Origin of the sequence: Nocardioides turkmenicus, from assembly GCF_011045035.1 — a bacterium.
In the GTDB taxonomy this organism is placed as follows: Bacteria; Actinomycetota; Actinomycetes; order Propionibacteriales; family Nocardioidaceae; genus Nocardioides; species Nocardioides turkmenicus.
This window is the reverse complement of sequence record NZ_JAALAA010000022.1, coordinates 73,775-90,554: the sequence shown is the minus strand read 5'-3', so window position 1 is coordinate 90,554 and position 16,780 is coordinate 73,775. Positions and strand designations below refer to the sequence as shown.

Annotated in this window: 15 protein-coding genes and 1 tRNA gene; 5 read left to right on the top strand and 11 right to left on the bottom strand. The window is 70.4% G+C overall.

What is annotated here, in order from left to right; all coding sequences use genetic code 11:
- Positions 1-515: 515 nt before the first annotated feature.
- A complete protein-coding gene (tyrS, locus tag G5C66_RS21715) occupies positions 516-1,787 on the bottom strand; it encodes a tyrosine--tRNA ligase (protein ID WP_165113029.1) in 1,272 nt (423 codons plus the stop codon).
- Positions 1,788-1,921: 134 nt separating this feature from the next.
- Between tyrS and G5C66_RS21710 the strand changes: the two genes are divergently transcribed.
- The gene (locus tag G5C66_RS21710; protein ID WP_165113027.1) at positions 1,922-3,391 is read left to right on the top strand and encodes a protein kinase domain-containing protein; all 1,470 of its coding nucleotides are present in this window, start codon (positions 1,922-1,924) and stop codon (positions 3,389-3,391) included.
- Positions 3,392-3,396: 5 nt separating this feature from the next.
- Here G5C66_RS21710 and G5C66_RS21705 read toward each other — a convergent pair whose 3' ends face one another.
- Entirely contained in the window at positions 3,397-3,663 is a 267-nt protein-coding gene (locus G5C66_RS21705) for a gas vesicle protein K (protein WP_338144273.1), read from the bottom strand.
- 134 nt (positions 3,664-3,797) lie between these two features.
- Between G5C66_RS21705 and G5C66_RS21700 the strand changes: the two genes are divergently transcribed.
- Positions 3,798-3,874, top strand: a tRNA-Ile gene (locus G5C66_RS21700).
- Here G5C66_RS21700 and G5C66_RS21695 read toward each other — a convergent pair.
- The 5 genes from G5C66_RS21695 to G5C66_RS26945 all read right to left on the bottom strand — a co-directional run bounded on the left by G5C66_RS21695 (position 3,869) and on the right by G5C66_RS26945 (position 9,869).
- A complete protein-coding gene (locus G5C66_RS21695) occupies positions 3,869-4,756 on the bottom strand; it encodes a GNAT family N-acetyltransferase (RefSeq protein WP_241248733.1) in 888 nt (295 codons plus the stop codon). The genes G5C66_RS21700 and G5C66_RS21695 overlap by 6 nt on opposite strands.
- 163 nt (positions 4,757-4,919) lie before the next feature.
- A complete protein-coding gene (locus G5C66_RS21690; RefSeq protein WP_241248732.1) occupies positions 4,920-7,205 on the bottom strand; it encodes a transglycosylase domain-containing protein in 2,286 nt (761 codons plus the stop codon).
- Positions 7,206-7,390: 185 nt separating this feature from the next.
- Positions 7,391-7,816, bottom strand: a complete 426-nt coding sequence (locus G5C66_RS21685; protein ID WP_165113019.1) for a ribonuclease domain-containing protein — start codon at positions 7,814-7,816, stop codon at positions 7,391-7,393.
- Positions 7,817-7,936: 120 nt separating this feature from the next.
- Positions 7,937-8,581 (bottom strand): response regulator, encoded by a 645-nt coding sequence (locus G5C66_RS21680; protein ID WP_165113017.1) that lies wholly within the window; start codon positions 8,579-8,581, stop codon positions 7,937-7,939.
- Positions 8,582-8,585: 4 nt separating this feature from the next.
- On the bottom strand, positions 8,586-9,869 hold the full coding sequence (locus tag G5C66_RS26945; protein WP_165113015.1) for a histidine kinase: 1,284 nt from the start codon (positions 9,867-9,869) through the stop codon (positions 8,586-8,588).
- A 117-nt stretch (positions 9,870-9,986) separates the two neighbouring features.
- Here G5C66_RS26945 and G5C66_RS21670 point away from each other — a divergent pair, with 117 nt between their 5' ends.
- Entirely contained in the window at positions 9,987-10,739 is a 753-nt protein-coding gene (locus tag G5C66_RS21670) for a GAP family protein (protein WP_165113013.1), read from the top strand.
- A gap of 18 nt (positions 10,740-10,757) precedes the next feature.
- On the opposite strand, the gene G5C66_RS21665 is transcribed toward G5C66_RS21670, so the two are convergent.
- Genes G5C66_RS21665 through G5C66_RS21650 form a run of 4 tightly spaced genes read right to left on the bottom strand, consistent with a single transcriptional unit; the run spans position 10,758 to position 14,419 of the window.
- Positions 10,758-11,606, bottom strand: a complete 849-nt coding sequence (locus G5C66_RS21665) for a hypothetical protein (RefSeq protein WP_165113011.1) — start codon at positions 11,604-11,606, stop codon at positions 10,758-10,760.
- Between the two features lie 34 nt (positions 11,607-11,640).
- Positions 11,641-12,249: a LutC/YkgG family protein gene (locus G5C66_RS21660; protein ID WP_165113009.1), complete on the bottom strand. Its 609-nt coding sequence runs from the start codon at positions 12,247-12,249 to the stop codon at positions 11,641-11,643.
- On the bottom strand, positions 12,246-13,682 hold the full coding sequence (locus G5C66_RS21655; RefSeq protein ID WP_165113007.1) for a lactate utilization protein B: 1,437 nt from the start codon (positions 13,680-13,682) through the stop codon (positions 12,246-12,248). Before G5C66_RS21655 ends, G5C66_RS21660 begins: the two co-directional genes overlap by 4 nt.
- Entirely contained in the window at positions 13,679-14,419 is a 741-nt protein-coding gene (locus G5C66_RS21650; protein WP_165113041.1) for a (Fe-S)-binding protein, read from the bottom strand. Before G5C66_RS21650 ends, G5C66_RS21655 begins: the two co-directional genes overlap by 4 nt.
- A 167-nt stretch (positions 14,420-14,586) precedes the next feature.
- Between G5C66_RS21650 and G5C66_RS21645 the strand changes: the two genes are divergently transcribed.
- Complete coding sequence (locus G5C66_RS21645; protein ID WP_165113005.1) at positions 14,587-15,630, top strand: substrate-binding domain-containing protein; 1,044 nt, start codon at positions 14,587-14,589, stop codon at positions 15,628-15,630.
- A gap of 68 nt (positions 15,631-15,698) precedes the next feature.
- The gene (locus G5C66_RS21640) at positions 15,699-16,721 is read left to right on the top strand and encodes a LacI family DNA-binding transcriptional regulator (RefSeq protein WP_165113003.1); all 1,023 of its coding nucleotides are present in this window, start codon (positions 15,699-15,701) and stop codon (positions 16,719-16,721) included.
- Positions 16,722-16,780 lie beyond the last annotated feature (59 nt).

The window sequence follows — 16,780 nt, the reverse complement described above, 5'->3', positions numbered from 1 at the left end:
CCTACCAGGCTCTCTTTCGCTTCAGCAATTCGGCGCTAACCGCGCTTCCTTACCAGCTCCAGACCCTCTGGCCGGTCCTGCCTCGCAGACTTTATCAGAGCCACTCTCGCTTCTCCAACTCGGCGCTTTCACGCTTTCTGCCGGATTAGCAGCTGTTTCTCTGCTTCGTCCTGGAGGACTTTATCGGATTCTGCTTTCATCTCCAATTCGGCGAATTCTCGCGCTTATCGGATAAAGCAATATCCACACCCGCACAGCACGAGACAATCAATCGACGGTTCGTGCTGCCTCGATCGTCTGGTCCGAGGACCTGACAGAGACTCTGAACCGAGCTGATGCTCGAGAGTGTTGGGTGGCCGACTCAGGGGCCGGAAGCCCGCCCGAAGACTCGCGCTTGCTTCCCGCCGCACCCCGGCGACCAGATGAACATTACGCCTCCATGACGCGCTTGCCAAATCGAGGAACGCCCCGGCGAAGGCAGTCGCCTTCGTCGGGGCGTTCTCGCAGGTCAGCGGCTACTTGAGGCGTACGCCGGCGAACTTCTTCTTGCCCCTGCGCAGGACGATCCAGCCGTCACCGAGCAACTCTTTCTCGTCGAGCGACCCTTCGGCGTCCTCGACGCGGACGTTGTTGACGTACGCACCGCCCTCGGAGATGGTGCGCCGGGCCTCCCCCTTGGAGGAGACGAGACCGGCGGCGACGAAGAGGTCGACGTACGTCGGCAGCTCCTCCCCACGCTCCAGCTCGACGGCACCGGCCTCCGTGATCGCGGCGGCCAGCGTCGTGCTGCTCAGGGTTGCCAGGTCGCCGCCGCCGAAGAGTGCGGCTGCGGCCTGCTTGGCCTGCTCGGTCTCCCCTGCCCCGTGGACGAGGGTCGTCATGTGATCGGCGAGCGCCTTCTGCGCCACCCGCAGGAACGGCTTCTCCGCGTGCTGCGCCTCGAGGCTCTCGATCTCCTCGTGGGAGAGGAAGGTGAAGACGCGCAGCATCTCCCCCACCTTGGCGTCCTCGACGTTGAGCCAGAACTGATGGAAGGCGTAGGGCGACATCATCGTGGGGTCGAGCCAGAGGGCGCCGCCCTCGGTCTTGCCGTACTTGGTGCCGTCGGCCTTCGTGATCAGCGGAGTGGTGAAGGCGTGCACGGTCTCGCCGGTGACCCGGCGGACCAGCTCGACACCGCCGGTGATGTTCCCCCACTGGTCCGAGCCACCGAACTGGAGGCTGACCCCGTGCGTACGGAAGAGGTTCAGGTAATCCATGGACTGCAGCAGGATGTAGGAGAACTCGGTGTAGGAGATGCCGTCCTCGAGACGCTTCTTCACCGTGTCGCGGGCGAGCATCCGGTTGACCGGGAAGTGCTTGCCGATGTCGCGGAGGAAGTCGATCACCGACAGCGACGCGGTCCAGTCGGCGTTGTTGACCATCGTCGCGGCGGTGTCGCCCTCGAACGAGACGAAGCGCTCGATCTGGCTGCGCACCTTGCCGACCCATTCCTTGACGGTCTCGGGCGAGTTGAGCGTGCGCTCGCCGGAGTCACGCGGGTCGCCGATCATGCCGGTGGCACCGCCGACCAGCACGTAGGGCGTGTGGCCGGCCTGCTGCAGGCGCATCGCCATGGTGATCTGGAGGAGGTTGCCCATGTGCAGGCTCGGCGCGGTGGGGTCGAACCCGATATAGAACTTCACACTCCCGCCGGCCAGCGCTTCTCGGAGCGCGTCGCGGTCCGTCGAGTCGGCGATGAGGCCTCGCCACTCGAGGTCGTCGAGGAGTGTGGGATCGATGGACACGTGGTGCCTTTCTCAGATCGTTCTCAGATGGTGTTTCCGGGGCCCGGAACGGGTTGTCCCGAAAGCAAGGGTAGTGGGCGATACCCCCTAGAGTTGACCACTGGCGAACGCGTTTGAGATTTGAGGGGACCTGGGTGATCGCAGGGAGGTACCGGCTCGAGAGGGAGCTCGGGCGGGGAGCGATGGGGGCCGTCTGGCTCGCCACCGACGACGTGCTGGGACGTTCTGTCGCGCTCAAACAGCTGGTCGCGCTCGACGGCGTCTCCGACGCCGCGGTCGAACGCGAGGCCCGGCTCGCCGCACGCCTGGTGCACCCGAACGTGGTCGCCGTCTTCGATCTCGTACGGGACGACGACAAGCCGTGGCTGGTGATGGAGTACGTCGAGGGGAAGACCCTCGCCCACATGGTGCGTGATGACGGCGCCCTGTCCGTCGAGGACGCTGCCCGGCTGATCGGTCAGATCGCCTCCGCCCTGCGCGCCGCCCATGCCGCCGGGATCGTCCACCGGGACGTGAAGCCCGCCAACATCGTGGTCGGCCGCGCCGAGCGGGCGAAGCTGACCGACTTCGGGATCGCTCGCGGCGTCGACTCCCAGACCACGCAGACCGGGCAGGTCACCGGCTCGCCGGCGTACCTGGCTCCGGAGATCGCCACCGGCGGACGGGCCACCCCGGCCAGCGACATGTGGTCGCTGGGGGCCACGCTCTTCCAGGCGCTGACCGGCGAGCCTCCCTACGGGATCGGCGACAACGCGCTGGCGACGTTGTATCGGGTCGTGCACGAGGACCCGCCGCGTACGCCGCTGGCCGGCCGGCTCGCGCCCCTGCTCGAGCACACCATGGCCTACGACCCGGCCGACCGGTGGTCGGCTCAGGACGTCCTCGACTTCCTGGCCGGGCGGCTCGCGGCCGAGAAACTGGAGCCGGTGGCGCTGCGTACGCAGACGCTCGCCGCCGTCGGGGCGCCGGCTCCGGCTCCGGCTGAGGAGCCGGTGCACGCCATCGCGTCGAAGCCGGCTGCGGCCGGACGACGCAGGTGGTGGCCGCTGGTGCTCGTCGCCGTCGTGGCGCTGGTGCTGCTGGTCGGCGGGGCGCTCTGGGCCAACCGCGGCGACGAGCCGGCCGCGAAGCCGAAGCAGGTCGCCTCTGCCTCACCGCTGTCGGAAGCCACGGCCGAGAAGTCCGAGGACGCTGCCGAGGCCGAGGAGTCGGAGGAGCCTTCGGAGGAGCCGACACCCACGGAGACCACCAGCGAGACCCCGAGCGAGAGCCCTTCGGCAAGCGAGACCGCCGGCGCGACCGCCGAGGGCATCGACGCGTTCATCCGCAACTATCTCAAGACCGCTCCCGCCAACCCCGACAGCGCGTTCAGCTCGATGCTGACCCCGGCGTTCCAGGCCAGCAGCGGCGGGATCGAGGGCTATCGCGACTGGTGGGGCTCCGTCGCGAGCACCAGTGTCGTCTCCGTCTCCCCCAGCGTCGACCCGCTCCAGGTGACCTACACCTACAAGTACACGATGAAGGACGGCCGCAACGACGGCGGCACGGTCACGCTCGGGCTCGTCTACGACGACGGTCGCTACCTCATCGACACCGAGGGCTGAGCGCGTCAGAGCAGCTTCCCCAACGGGCCCAGATCGATGTTGAGGTCCTCCGGGGTGAGCCCGAAGTGGTCGCGCAGCTCGGTCATCTTCTCGTCGAGCAGCATCAGGGTCTGGCCCAGGCGCTCGATGTCGTCGTCGCTCAGGCCCCCGGCATCCATGCGCCGGATCGCCTGGCGCTCCATCAGCTGCCGGAGCAGCTCCACGAGGGTGAGCACGAGCTGAACGAGGCCCTTCTCGACGGACTCGGGGTCGGTGGTCCTCCAACCACCCACGTACCCCCGGAGGTACCCCTTGGGCAGCGGGACATACCTTCGGCCCACAGATTGGGCGACGTGGCGAGGAGCGAGCGCCGTCAACGGCGAGGTCTGTGCGCCGGAGCACATCGGATCCCGATAGGCTCCCGTGCGGGCCGTTAGCTCAGTCGGTTAGAGCAGAGGACTCATAATCCTTGGGTCGCGGGTTCGAGCCCCGCACGGCCTACCAACGATCGGTGCGCTGGACCTCGTGCATGAGCTCGATCTTGCGGAAGCCGAACTGCCGGTTGATGCGCTGCATCACGTCGTTGGACGGGTCGGTCCAGGTGTGGATGCTGGTGCGCTCGGGGTGGTCGCGCTGGACGGCGGCGAGGGTGGCGACCTTGAGGGCGAGGCCGAGCTTGTGGCCGCGGTGGGCGGCCTTGACGAAGGTGTCGTCCTGGATGGCCTCGTCGCTGCCGTGGGCGAGGAAGATGACGGAGTAGCCGACCAGCTCGCCGGTGAGGATCTCGCGGGCGGCGGCGGTGATGCGGTCGTAGGAGCGGGCGGTGCTCTTCTCCGCCGAGCGAATGCGGTCGGCGGTGTGGGCGACCATGTCCTCCTGGGACTTGCCCGGCATCTCCTTGCCCATCTGGTTGCGCAGTCCGACGAACTGCGCCAGGAGGTCTTCGGGGGTGCGGTCCTCCCACATCAGGATCTCGTAGCCGAGCACGTTGAAGGGCTTGTGGGGCAGCGGGAGGTCGGCGGCGAGGTGGTCCTCGCGGCGTACGGACTTGAAGCCGAGCGCCCGTGCGAAGGCCAGGGAGGACTTCGGCGGGATCGTCACCTCGGCGGTCGTCAGGGTGCGGCCGTTGGTGCGGCGTACGTCATCGGCGGCTCGCCACAGCTCGGTGCCGACCCCGCGCCAGCGGTGCACGGGAAGGACGTGGATGCCGAGCTCGACGACATGGCTGCGCTCCTCCTCGGGGAGATCGAGCTCGGCGATGCCGATCGTCTCTCCCTGCTCCTTCGCGGCGAGCAGCACGCGGCGGCCGTGGTCGTGCGGCGTCCGCACGGAGTTGGCCAGCGCCTCGAACGTGCGATGCGACGCGTAGGGTCGGTCGAAGGCCATCGATGCCGCCTCCACGGCGTACCAAGCCTTCAGAGCGGTGTCATCGTGGACGTCAACGGGGGCGATCACAGACACGGCACTATCTAACCGTGTCCCCCAAGTTGGCGGGAAATGAGGCCCCCCACCATGCGTTGACACATCATCTGTTCGGGCCGGAGCCGCCTCAGAACGGCCCGGGCTCAGTCTCCGGGTCGTCCGGCTCGGGGTCCGGCGGCCCGGGCGACTTCGTCGGCGTCGGAGTCGGGGTGGGGGTGGGAGTCGGCGTGGGAGTCGGCGTGGGCGTCGGCGTCGGCTCCTTGGTCGGCGACGGCTTCTTCGTCGGCTCCGGCTCCTGGGTCGGCTCCGGGTCGGGAGCCGGCGGGACGTAGGGCGCGTGACCGTCCTCGGGGGCGTCGCCGTCGAGCCAGGCCGGCTCGGGGAACTCCTCGTAGTCGAGCTCGTCGGTCAGCGGGCCCATGATCTCTACCCAGGTGTCGGCGGGGTAGTCGGCACCGAAGAAGGTGTCGAGCCAGCCGTCGAGGGCTCCGCTGCCCTTTCCGCGGCTGTAGGCGACGGCGGTCGAGAGCTGCGGCGTGTAGCCGACGAACCAGGCCGAGGAGACCTCGTCCTTGTCGTTCGTCGCGGTGCCGGTCTTGCCCGCGGCGGGCTGGACGACTGCGCTGGCGGCTTGTCCGGTGCCGCTGGCGACGACCTGCTGGAGTGCGTAGGAGGTGTCGGCGGCGACGTCCTCGCTCATCGCCCGCTTGCCCCTCGGGGAGTCGTCGCGCTCGTAGATGACGGTGCCGTCGGCGTCGACCACCTTGGAGACGACGTGGACGTCGTTGCGTACGCCGCCGTTGGCGATCGTGGCGAAGGCGTTCGCCATGTTGATCGGGCTGGTCCGGTTCTTCCCGAGGGTGAGCAGGAAGTCCTCGGGGCTGAAGTCACCGGTGGTCATCGGGATGCCGGGGTGGGTGGCGTCCGCCTTCTCCGGCGGGATCCCGGCGGCAAGCGCCATGTCGTAGACCTCCTCGCTGCCGTTGGGCAGCGAGTCGGACATCTCGACGAAGGCGGTGTTGACCGAGTCCTCCATCGCCTGGAGGCTGCTGATGCTGGACCCGTAGCTGTGGCCGTACGGATTCGCGGCGTCCTGCCCCGAGTTGCGGATCGGGTGGCCCGGCAGGACGTCGAACTCCTTGGGCGAGTTGCCGTCCCAGCTGTCCTTGAGGGAGTAGCCGGCCTTCAGAGCCGCGGCCATCGTGAACGCCTTCATCGTCGAGCCCGCCATCGTGCCCGTCGCCGCCCAGTTGGTCTGCGACTCCAGGTAGTCCTGGCCGCCGTAGAAGCCCCGCAGCGCACCGGTCTTCACGTCGACGGTCGCCGCGCCGACGTGGAGCTCGTCGCCCTTCTTGTTCTCGTCCTCGATGAACGCCTTCTTGTCCTCCGGACGTACGTCGTTGACCGCCTGCTCGACGGTCTTCATCGTCTTCTTCGTCAGCGTGGTGGTGATGCGGAGGCCGCCACCGTTGATCTCGTCCTCGCTGACCAGCGGGTTGCCCTGCTCGTCCTTCAGCCGCAGGAGCTCGTCGCGGACCAGCTTGAGCGCGTGACCCTTCTGGCCGCCGTAGCGGCTGTCGGAGCGCGGCTTCTTGAACTTCGGCAGCGAGGACTTGGCCTTCTCGCCCTCGGCCGCGTCGATCATCTCCATCTTGACCATCGAGTTGATGACGTAGCGGTAGCGGCCCTCCAGCTCGGCGATCGCCTCCTCGCCGTTGTTGGGGTCGAGGTCGTTGGGGTCGTTGAGGATCGCCGCCAGCGCGGCGGCCTCCTGGAGGCTGATCTTCGCTGCCGACTTGTGGAAGTAGGCGTTCGACGCGGCCTCGACGCCGTAGGCGCCGCGGCCGAAGTAGATGGTGTTGAGGTAGCCGGCGAGGATGTCCTCCTTGGACTTCTGCCGGCTGATCTTCAGCGAGATGACCGCTTCCTTCACCTTGCGGGTGTAGGTGCGCTCCTGGGTGAGGTAGAGGTTCTTGACGTACTGCTGGGTGATCGTCGAGGCGCCGGACTGGGTGCCACCGGTGTTGTTGTTGACCACCGCGCGCAGGATGCCCTTGATGTCGATGCCGCTGTTGGTCCAGAACGTACGGTCCTCAGCGGCGACCGCGGCGTCCTTCATCAGCTGCGGGATCTCGTCGTAGGGCAGCGAGTCGCGGTCCTGCGAGTCGGCGATGTAACGGCCCAGCTCGTCCTTGCCGCCGCGGTAGTAGACGAAGGACGTCTCCTTCTCGTAGGCGGCGTTCGCGTTGGGGATCGGGATGGCGTTGTAGGCCACGATCACACCCAGGGTGCCGATGAGTGCGCCCACCAGAATCAGCACGAGGAAGCCCTTCAGGACCTTCTTCGCCCGCTTCTTCTTCGGCTTCGGCGTCGGTGTCGTGGGTGTATAAGGCGGATTGCCCTGCCAGCTCAAGATGTCCCCTCCCGCGGTCACAAACGTCAACAAGACTACGGTGGGGCCCCCGGACCGCCGCGATCCTCGACCCCGTGTCAAGGACGTTTCAGCGGGGTCTCAGGTTGCCTGGAGCGTACGAATGGGCCTCTGTCCTGGGCGAGCGAGTCGGTGTCGTCCCAGGCCAGAGGCCCATTTCAACAGGGTCAGACCAGCTTGTAGAAGGTGCTGTAGTGGTCCGGGGTGAAGTACACCGCACCGGAGCTGCGGTCGACGACGATCCGGTAGGACTGACGCGGGGCGCCACATTCGCGCGGGGTGACGTCGAACTCGAGGTAGGAGCGGCCGGTCGGCAGCTCGCCCTCGTAGTTGTTGTAGGTGCCGCCGGCGAAGTTGCAGGTGCCGGTGGGGGCCCAGTCGTACCAGCCACGGGTCGACGGGTAGCCCATCGACTTCCAGGTGCTGTTGGAGCTGCGCGCCTCGGCGCAGCCGCTGTGGGTGCAGCTCGGGTTGTAGTAGGCACTCGCGGACGGAGCGGTGGCGAGGCCGGCACCGACGAGGCCGGTGGTGGCGACGAGGGCTGCGAGCAGCAGCTTGACGATGGTGAGCACGGAGCGGTTCTTCCCGGACATGAATCCTCCAGTGTGTGCGTTACGGACGCGCGTAATTCTGCTACCTGGCCGGGCCGGATGGGGGCTCGCGAGGTCACGAACCGGTGAACTCTCGGCGCCGTCCACGCCGGACGGGGCCGCTCAGACGACGCCGGCCTCGCGCGCGACGATCGCCGCCTGGACCCGCGAAGTGACCTCGAGCTTCGCCAGGACTCGGGAGACATGGGTCTTCGCGGTCGCCTCCGAGATCACCAGCCGCTCGGCGATGTCGGCGTTGGACAGGCCCTGTCCCAGGGCCGCCAGCACGTCCCGCTCCCGCGGGGTGAGGTCGGCGGGCAACCGGTCGGTGGCATCGGCCGGCGGACGGGACGGGCCGGCCAGCTCGGCGAGCACCCGGCGGGTCACCTCCGGGGCGACCACGCCGTCTCCGGCGGCGACGTGCCGGACCGCGTCGACCAGCGCGGTGGCCTCCGCCGACTTGAGCAGGAACCCGGCCGCGCCGGCGCGCAGGGCACCGAAGACGTACTCGTCCAGGTCGAAGGTGGTGAGCACGAGTACGTCGGCGAGCCCCTCGTCCACGACCTGACGGGTCGCGGTCACGCCGTCGGTGCCCGGCATGCGTACGTCCATCAGCACGACGTCGGGACGCAGCGCGCGGGCGTTGGCGACCGCAGTCGAGCCGTCGGCGGCCTCCCCCACGACCTCGATGTCGCCGGCGGTGGCCAGCAGCATGCGCAGGCCGGCACGGATGGCGGCGTGGTCGTCGGCGAGCAGGACTCGGATCATGGAGTCATTCCTTCCTCAGCGGCAGGACCGCTCGGACCCGCCAGCCGGCGCCGTCGGGGCCTGCCTCGAACGTCCCGCCGAGCGCTTCGGCGCGTTCGCGCATCGAGACCAGCCCGGTGCCGCTGCCGGCGGTCTCCGGCTCCGCCGCCGCGCCCGCGGCGCCCTCGTCGCTCACCTCGACCTCGAGGACGTCGCCGGGAACCAGGCGCAGGTGGGTGGCTCCGCCGCCGTGCTTGAGCACATTCGTGAGGGACTCTCGCACGATCCGGTAGACCGCATGGTCGACCGCGACCGGTAGCGCGAGGTCCGCGCCGTCGAGCAGGCCACGCGGATCCTCGACCTGCAGTGGCAGCCCGGCCAGCCTGGCCTGCTCCAGGACCGGGCCGAGGTTGGCCGTCCGGGAGGCGGCGGTCAGGTCCTCGGGCTCCCCGGGCGCAGGGTCGGCGCGCAGGACGCGGATCATCGCCTGCATGTCGTCCAGCGAGGCCAGGCTCTCGGCACGCACCGCCCGCAACGCCGCCCGGTCCCGCTCGGGATCCTGGTCGCCGGCCAGCGCCGCGCCCGAGGTGAGCGCGATCGCGGACAGGTGCGAGGCGACCACGTCGTGGAGGTCGCGGGCGACCGCGGCGCGCTCGGCCCTGACCGCGTCGTGTCGCTCGGCGTCAGCCAGGCGCAGCATCGCGGTGCTCCGCTCCCGCTCGAGCCGTGCCCGTTCGTCGGCGGCGTCGGCGAGCTCGCTGCCCTGACGTACGTTGTTGCCCCACCACATCGGGGTGACGACGAGCGCGACGAGGGTGAGCGCGAGGACGGCAGGGGTGCGCGGGTCGGGCGTGGCCGCCGCGGAGGCGACGACGGCGGCCGCGATCGCCGCGACGACGGACCCGGTCGTGATGCGGCGCGCCAGGGACGAGCCGTGCAGGTGGAGGGCGAAGAGGGCGTCCCAGAGCGCCACCACCATCGCCACGCTCCCACCGATCAGCAGGTCCCCGACGAAGCAGAGGGCGACGACGGCCACCACGATGAGAGGACGACGACGCTTGAGCACGAGCGCACCGGCCGCGAGCGCCAGCGGGACCAGATGCCACCAGGCCGGGGCGCTGTCGGAGCCGAGCCCGAAGGGGTGCAGGCCGCGTACGCTGCCGACCTGGCCGAGGAGGAAGAGCACGAGGCCGGCGACGAGGACGACGCCGGCGTCGAGCCAGGCCAGGCGCCGGTCCCGGGCACGCAGGCTGGAGCCACCGCCGAGAAGCGCCGCGGGCAGCTGCTGCAGCAGGGTCGGGCGGTCCACGACACCATCTCAGCACGTACGCCGCCCCGCGGGGGTCATCCGAAGGATGTATCCGCGCCGGGATGGATCATCGGTTCGGCCGACGCCGTCAGACCCGCGGCACGGGAGCCTCGGACCATGGACATCGACCTCGGCCCGCTGACCGGCGACCTGGGCGGCACGGCGACGTACGTCGCGCTGGCCGTGCTCGCGCTGATCGACTCGACCAGCTTCGGCACCCTGCTCATCCCGGTCTGGCTACTGATGGCGCCGGGCCGGGTGCGGGCCGGCCGGATCCTGGTCTACCTCGGCGCCATCGCCGGCTTCTACGCGCTGCTCGGCATCGGGATCCTGCTGGGCGGGTCGGCGGTTGCGGAGACGGTCGCCGGGGTGAGCGACTCGCGCCCGTTCCTGTGGGGACAGCTCCTCCTCGGCGTCGGCCTGTTCGCATGGAGCTTCAAGCTGGACCCACCCAGATCAGGGACCGAGCGGGCCGACGCGCCGGAGATGCCCCGGCGCCTGCTTCGCTGGCGCGAACGAGCGGTCGCCTCCGAGTCCGGATCGGCCTCCGCGCTCGCGGCGATGGCGGTGCTTGCCGGGCTGCTCGAGGCCGCCTCGATGCTCCCGTACCTCGCCGCGATCGGGATCATCGGGACCGAGGGGCCGGACTGGCCGGTCTCGGGCCTGTGGGTCGTGGCCTACTGCGCGGTGATGATCGTTCCGGCACTGGTCCTGACCGCGCTGCGGGTGCTGGCGGCGCCGCTGGTCGCCAAGCCGCTGGCGCTGCTCGACGGCTGGCTGGTCAAGCACGCCGCGGGCGCCACGGCGTGGGCGGTGGGGATCGTCGGCTTCCTGCTCGCCCGGGCCGCGCTCGGGCCGCTCTTCGGCTGAGCCCTTCGGCTGAGCGTCTCACTCCCAGCCGCAGTGGCCGGGCAGGAAGTCGTAGAGCGCGGCCTTCTGCGGCTTGCTGAGCGGCAGGAAGTAGGCCGCCTCCTCGGGCAGGCCGGGGCCGCCGACGTGGACGCGGAAGAGGCTGCCGACCTTGTCGTCGGCCAGGGCGTGCGTATCGCAGCGGGCGGGTAGGACCCGCAGCTCCAGCGTGACCGGCTCGCCGGTCATCGGGTGCGGCGTCGATCGCGGCCAGGTCGGCGTCTCGTCGGCGAGCTGGAAGAGGACGGTGCCCTCCCAACCGTCGAAGGTGACGTCCGGGGCGTCCTCCGTCGGGGCGAAGGTCACCGGGAGGACGAAGACGCTCTGCTTGCCCTCCCCATCGACCCTCGGCTCGCCGACGGTGACCTCGGCGGCCTCGGTCAGGGTGCGCTCGGCGCAGTCGCGGTCGAGGAGGCGGTCGATGTTGGCGTACCTGTCCTCGGCGGTGCCGGTGCTGGTGCGCCACTCTTCCGCCTCTCCTGTCCGGCGCCAGGTGATGGTCACGTCGGCGTCGCCGCTTTCACCACATCGGCCGCGGGGCATGTCGAAGTCGAAGTCCATCTCGGGATCGACCGGTTCCGAGCCCTTCCAGCGGGCCCGGAACCGGTCGCTGCTCACCTCGACGCGCGAGACCTCGATCGAGGAGCCGGTGTCGTTGACGAGGCGTACGAACGCCTCACCGGTGTTGCGCTGCAGCCGGGTCTGGTCGAGGTAGGCGGTCAGCCCGTCGGGCCAGGCCGTCTCCCGCGGCTCGCTCGGCCCGCTCGTGCCGCAGGCAGCCATCGACCCGATCAGGAGAACCGCGACCAGCGCGGCGATTCGGCGCATTGCGGCAGGTTAGCGGCACGGCAGCCCGATCCGCTCACCGTTTGCCGGCGACCACCAGGACGTGGAGGGTGCGCGGACCGTGCACGCCCTCGACGCGGTCCAGCTCGATGTCGCTGGTGGCCGAGGGGCCGCTGATCCAGGTCTGCGGCCGGGCGGGGTCCAGGACGGCGATCGCGTCGGGTACGTCGGCGACCACCTGGTCCTCGCGGACCACGCAGACGTGGGTGTCGGGGACGAGCGAGATGGCTCGGCGGCCCTGGTCGGCGGTGTGGTCGAGGACGATCGTGCCGGTCTCGGCGATGCCGACCCGGGCCTCGGTGACGACCGCCGCGATCCGGTCGAGCTCGGCCGCGGTGAGGCTGCCGTCGTCGACGACGGCGTCGGCGACCCGGATCGAGAGGCCGGGTGGGACGACCACCTGGCCGGGCGGGAGGGCCGCCGCGACCCTCTCCGCCACCTCGTCGACGCCGCAGCGCTCGACCACCGCGCGGTAGTCGGCCACGCGCTCGGCGAAGAGGTCGATGACGTCGGGGGTCACGACGGGCGCGAGGTCCCTCGGCGTCGCCGGCTCGGGGATGTCGATCGCCGAGCCGGCCAGGGCCTCCCGGACCCGGGCGAGGATCTCGGTGCGTGCGTCGGTCATGCGTCGTCCTTCCGGCCACCGTCGGTCCGTTGCCACCAGGCCCGGAAGCTCTCCTCCGGCGCCTCGGGCAGGTCGCGCGCGCCGGTCCAGGCGGAGGGCCCGAAGCGCCGCGCAAAACGCATCCCGAGACCCGTGAGGCGCTCGAGGGCGGAGAGGCGGCGCGAGCGCCCCAGGACGTACGCCGCGCCCTTCATCGCCGCGCCCTCCGGCTTCGGCACGCCGCCGCGGTGGGCGTCGACCACCTGGGCGCGCTGGTCCACCAGCACGGACGGGATGTCGATGCGTACCGGGCAGACCTCGAAGCAGGCGCCGCACAGCGAGGAGGCGTATGGCAGCGAGTCGATCTGGTCGTCGTGTCCCACGCCCTTCAGCAGCGGGTTGAGGATGGCGCCGATCGGGCCGGGGTAGACCGAGCCGTACGCATGACCGCCGGTGCGCTCGTAGACCGGGCACACGTTGAGGCAGGCCGAGCAGCGGATGCACCGTAGGGCCTGCCGGCCGACCTCGTCGGCGAGCGCGCGGGTGCGGCCGTTGTCGAGGAGCACCACGTGCACCTCCTGCGGGCCGTCGCCTGGGGTGATCCCGCTCCACGTCGAGGTGTAAGGGTTCATCCGCTCGCCGGTCGAGGACCTCGGCAGCAGTCTCAGCAGCGGGTCGAGGTCCTCCCAGCGGGAGACGACCTTCTCGATGCCGACGACCGAGACCAGCACCTCGGGCAGGGTGAGGCACATCCGCCCGTTGCCCTCCGACTCGACCACGACGAGGGTGCCGGTCTCGGCGACCGCGAAGTTGGCGCCGGAGACGCCGACCTTGGCGCGCAGGAACTTCTCGCGCAGGTGCTCCCGGGCCGCGGCGGCGAGCACAGCAGGTTCGTCGGTCAGGTCGATCGGCGCCGGACGGCCCGCGGCCGCCATCCTGGAGCGGAAGATCTCCCGGATCTCGGCGCGGTTGCGGTGGATCGCCGGCACCAGGATGTGCGACGGCAGGTCGTCGCCGAGCTGGACGATCAGCTCGGCCAGGTCGGTCTCCCAGGCCGCGATGCCGTCGGCGGCGAGCGCCTCGTTGAGCCCGATCTCCTGGGTCACCATCGACTTGACCTTCACGACCTCCTGCGCATCGTGCGCCTTGGCGATCGAGGCGACGATCGCGTTGGCCTCGGCAGCGTCACGGGCCCAGTGGACGGTGGCGCCGTTGGCGGTGAGGGTCTCCTCGAGGCGTACGAGCTGGGTGTCGAGATCGAGCAGCGCGCGCTCCTTGACCGCGGCACCGGCCAGGCGCAGCTCCTCCCAGTCCTCGACCTCGGCGACGACCCTGGCGCGCTTGGCGCGGATGGTGCCGGTCGCGTGGGCGAGGTTGTGGCGCAGCTGGGAGTCGGCGAGGGCCTCGCGCGCGGCGGTCGGGAAGGCCGGCATGCCGACGAAGGTGCCGCTCATCGAAGCGTCCTCTCGATCGAGCCCGCCTCGGTGGAGGCGAGGATCTCGGCGAGGTGGACGGTGCGTACGCCGGAGCGCTGCCGGGAGAGCACGCCGCCGATGTGGGTCAGGCAGGAGTTGTCGCCGGCGACCACGACCTCGGCGCCGGTCTCGCGGATGTGACGTGCCTTGTCGGCGCCCATCGCGACCGAGATGTCGGCGTTCTTGACCGCGAAGGTGCCGCCGAAGCCGCAGCACTGGTCGGCTCCGGGCAGGTCCACGAGCCGGATGCCCCGGACAGCCTCGAGCAGCCGCCGCGGCCGGTCCCCCACCCCGAGCATCCGCAGCGAGTGGCAGGTCGGGTGGTAGGTCACCCGGTGCGGGTAGTAGGCGCCGACGTCGGTCACGTTCAAGACATCGATCAGGAACTCGGACAGTTCGTAGACCTTGGGCCCGACCTCAGCAACGGCCTTCTCCAGCGCCTCGTCGCCGGAGCGCCGGGCCACGATCGAGTGCTGGTGGCGTGCCGATCCGGCGCACGAGCCCGAGGGCGTCACGACGGCGTCGTAGCCGGCGAACGCGTCCACGAACGTACGCACGACCGGGACCGCCTCGTCCAGATAACCGGTGTTGACCATCGGCTGCCCACAGCAGGTCTGCGCCTGCGGGAAGTCGACCTCGACGCCGAGCCGGCGCAGGAGGCGTAGGACGGCCTGCCCGGTGCCTGGATAGAGGGCGTCGTTGATGCAGGTGACCATCAGCGCTCCTCGCACCCGGCAGCCTCCTTCGTGTGTGGTGCCATCAGATCAGATCACGGTCTCGGGGCGGACCGAAAGCAGGCGCATTCCACGACAACCTCGGTGAGCCGACCAGTGCTCGGGAGCCATCCCTATGCTGCAATTGAACGTTTCAGGAAGGAGCCCAGGTGGCGATCACTCCGGCTGCCGGTTCGTCGCGCAGTGCCTCGGTCAAGGACGTCGCGGCCACCGCCGGCGTCTCCCTCGGCACCGTGTCCAACGTGCTCAACCGTCCCGAGCGGGTCAGCCCGGCCACACGCGAGCGTGTCGAACGCGCCATGGCCGAGCTGGGCTTCGTACGCAACGAGTCAGCGAGGTCGCTGCGCACCGGCAGCACCCAGTCGCTGGCCTACGTCATGCTCGACGCCGGCAACCCGTTCTTCACCGATGTCGCCCGCGGCATCGAGCTGGCCGCCGAGTCGGCCGGGCTCTCGCTGTTCCTGTGCAACAGCGACAGCCGCTCGGCCCGCGAGGGAGCCCACCTGGCCCACCTTCAGCAGCAGCGGGTTCAGGGCATCGTGATCACCCCGGTCGACCCGGACGACCCGCAGATCGACCAGCTCATCGAGCGCGGCACCCCGATCGTCATGGTCGACCGCACCCGGGCGGGCTCGTCGTTCTGCTCCGTCGCCGTCGACGATGTCCTCGGCGGGCGGCTGGCCGTCGAGCACCTCATCGACGCGGGTCACCGGCGGGTGGCGTACGTCGGCGGGCCGGAGTCGATCGGACAGGTCCGCGACCGCGGCGAGGGCGCCCGGCAGGCCTGGGCCGAGGCCGGGCTCCCGCCCGAGGACCTGATCACCCTCTCGTGCGAGGCCCCGACCGTCGCCTGTGGCCGTACCGCCGGCGAGCGGCTCGTCGGGCTACCCGCCCGGCGCCGCCCCACCGCCGCGTTCTGCGCCAACGACCTGCTCGCGCTCGGGCTGCTCCAGCAGACGATCTCAAGCGGCAGGACGGTCCCCGGCGACCTCGCGATCGTCGGCTACGACGACATCGAGTTCGCCGCCGCAGCAGCCGTGCCGCTCACCTCCGTGCGGCAGCCCCGCCAGGATCTCGGCCGCCGCGCCGCCGAGCTGCTCCTCGACGAGGTCGACGACCCCGCGCACGAGCACGAGCAGGTCGTCTTCACCCCCGAGCTCGTCGCCCGAGCCTCCACCCTCGGACGCCCCTGACCGCGCACCGGCAGGGTGAGGAGCCGTGGATGCCCTAGGCTCCAGGACGGAAGCCGAAGGAGAGTCAGTTGGCCGGAGAACGTGCAGCGACGCTGAGCGATGTCGCCCGCGAGGCAGGGGTCTCGCTGGCCACCGCGTCGCGCGCGCTGAACGGGAGCGACCGGGTGGTGCGCCCCGAGCTGCAGGAGCGCGTCCTGGCGGCGGCGACCAAGCTCGGCTACACGCCCAACGCCAACGCCCAGGCGATGGCGCGCGGCTCGACCGAGACGGTCGGGCTGCTGGTCAAGGACATCGCCGACCCCTACTTCTCGACCATCGCCGGCGGCCTGGCCGACGAGGCCGAGAAGCACGGCCTGCTGGTGATGCTGTGCAACACCGGCGGTCAGGCCGAGCGCGAGCAGAAGTTCCTGGCCGCGCTGCGGCGGCAGCGGAGCCGGGCGATCGTGCTGGCGGGTAGCGACACGACCGACATGGGCCACACCCGCGAGGTCGCCGACCTGCTGACCTCCTACCTGGACGGTGGGGGCCGGGCGGCCGCGATCAGCCAGCCGCGCCTGCCGGTCGACACCGTCGTCATCGACAACCATGGCGGGGCGAAGGCGCTGGCGGAGCGGCTGGTCGGCCTCGGCTACCGCCGCGCCGCGGTGCTCACCGGTCCGGAGGATCTCCTGGTCTCGACCGAGCGTCACGCGGGCTTCGCGGAGGGGTGGCTGGAGGCGACGGGCTCGAAACCGGCGTACGTCGCCGACGAGTTCAGCCGCGACGGCGGCCACCGCGCGATGTCGCGGCTGCTCGAGGACGGCCCGGAGGCCGACTGCGTCTTCGCGGTCAACGACCTGATGGCCGTCGGCGCCCTGGCCGCCTGCCGGCAGGCCGGCGTCGAGGTCGGGAAGGATCTGGCGGTCGCCGGCTTCGACGACATCGCGACGCTGCGCGACGTGACCCCCGGGCTGACCACCGTGCGTCTCCCGCTGGCCGACATCGGCCGGCTGGCGCTCGAGCTCGTGCTCGGCGAGCCGTCGGCGGAGCTTCGCAAGCAGTCGGTGCACGGCGAGGTCGTGCTGCGGGAGAGCACTCCCCCGCGCTCCTGAGCCGTCCCGCGGCGTCGGGTGGACGCAACACCCTCTTGCGACCGGAATCACATTTGTCA

Bases quoted from the DNA above. Each gene is read 5' to 3' on its own strand.
- G5C66_RS21695 (WP_241248733.1), bottom strand. From the start codon at position 4,756: ATGGCCTTCGACCGACCCTACGCGTCGCATCGCACGTTCGAGGCGCTG.
- G5C66_RS21685 (WP_165113019.1), bottom strand. From the start codon at position 7,816: ATGTCCGGGAAGAACCGCTCCGTGCTCACCATCGTCAAGCTGCTGCTC.
- G5C66_RS21680 (WP_165113017.1), bottom strand. From the start codon at position 8,581: ATGATCCGAGTCCTGCTCGCCGACGACCACGCCGCCATCCGTGCCGGC.
- G5C66_RS21670 (WP_165113013.1), top strand. From the start codon at position 9,987: ATGGACATCGACCTCGGCCCGCTGACCGGCGACCTGGGCGGCACGGCG.
- G5C66_RS21665 (WP_165113011.1), bottom strand. From the start codon at position 11,606: ATGCGCCGAATCGCCGCGCTGGTCGCGGTTCTCCTGATCGGGTCGATG.
- G5C66_RS21660 (WP_165113009.1), bottom strand. From the start codon at position 12,249: ATGACCGACGCACGCACCGAGATCCTCGCCCGGGTCCGGGAGGCCCTG.
- G5C66_RS21655 (WP_165113007.1), bottom strand. From the start codon at position 13,682: ATGAGCGGCACCTTCGTCGGCATGCCGGCCTTCCCGACCGCCGCGCGC.
- G5C66_RS21650 (WP_165113041.1), bottom strand. From the start codon at position 14,419: ATGGTCACCTGCATCAACGACGCCCTCTATCCAGGCACCGGGCAGGCC.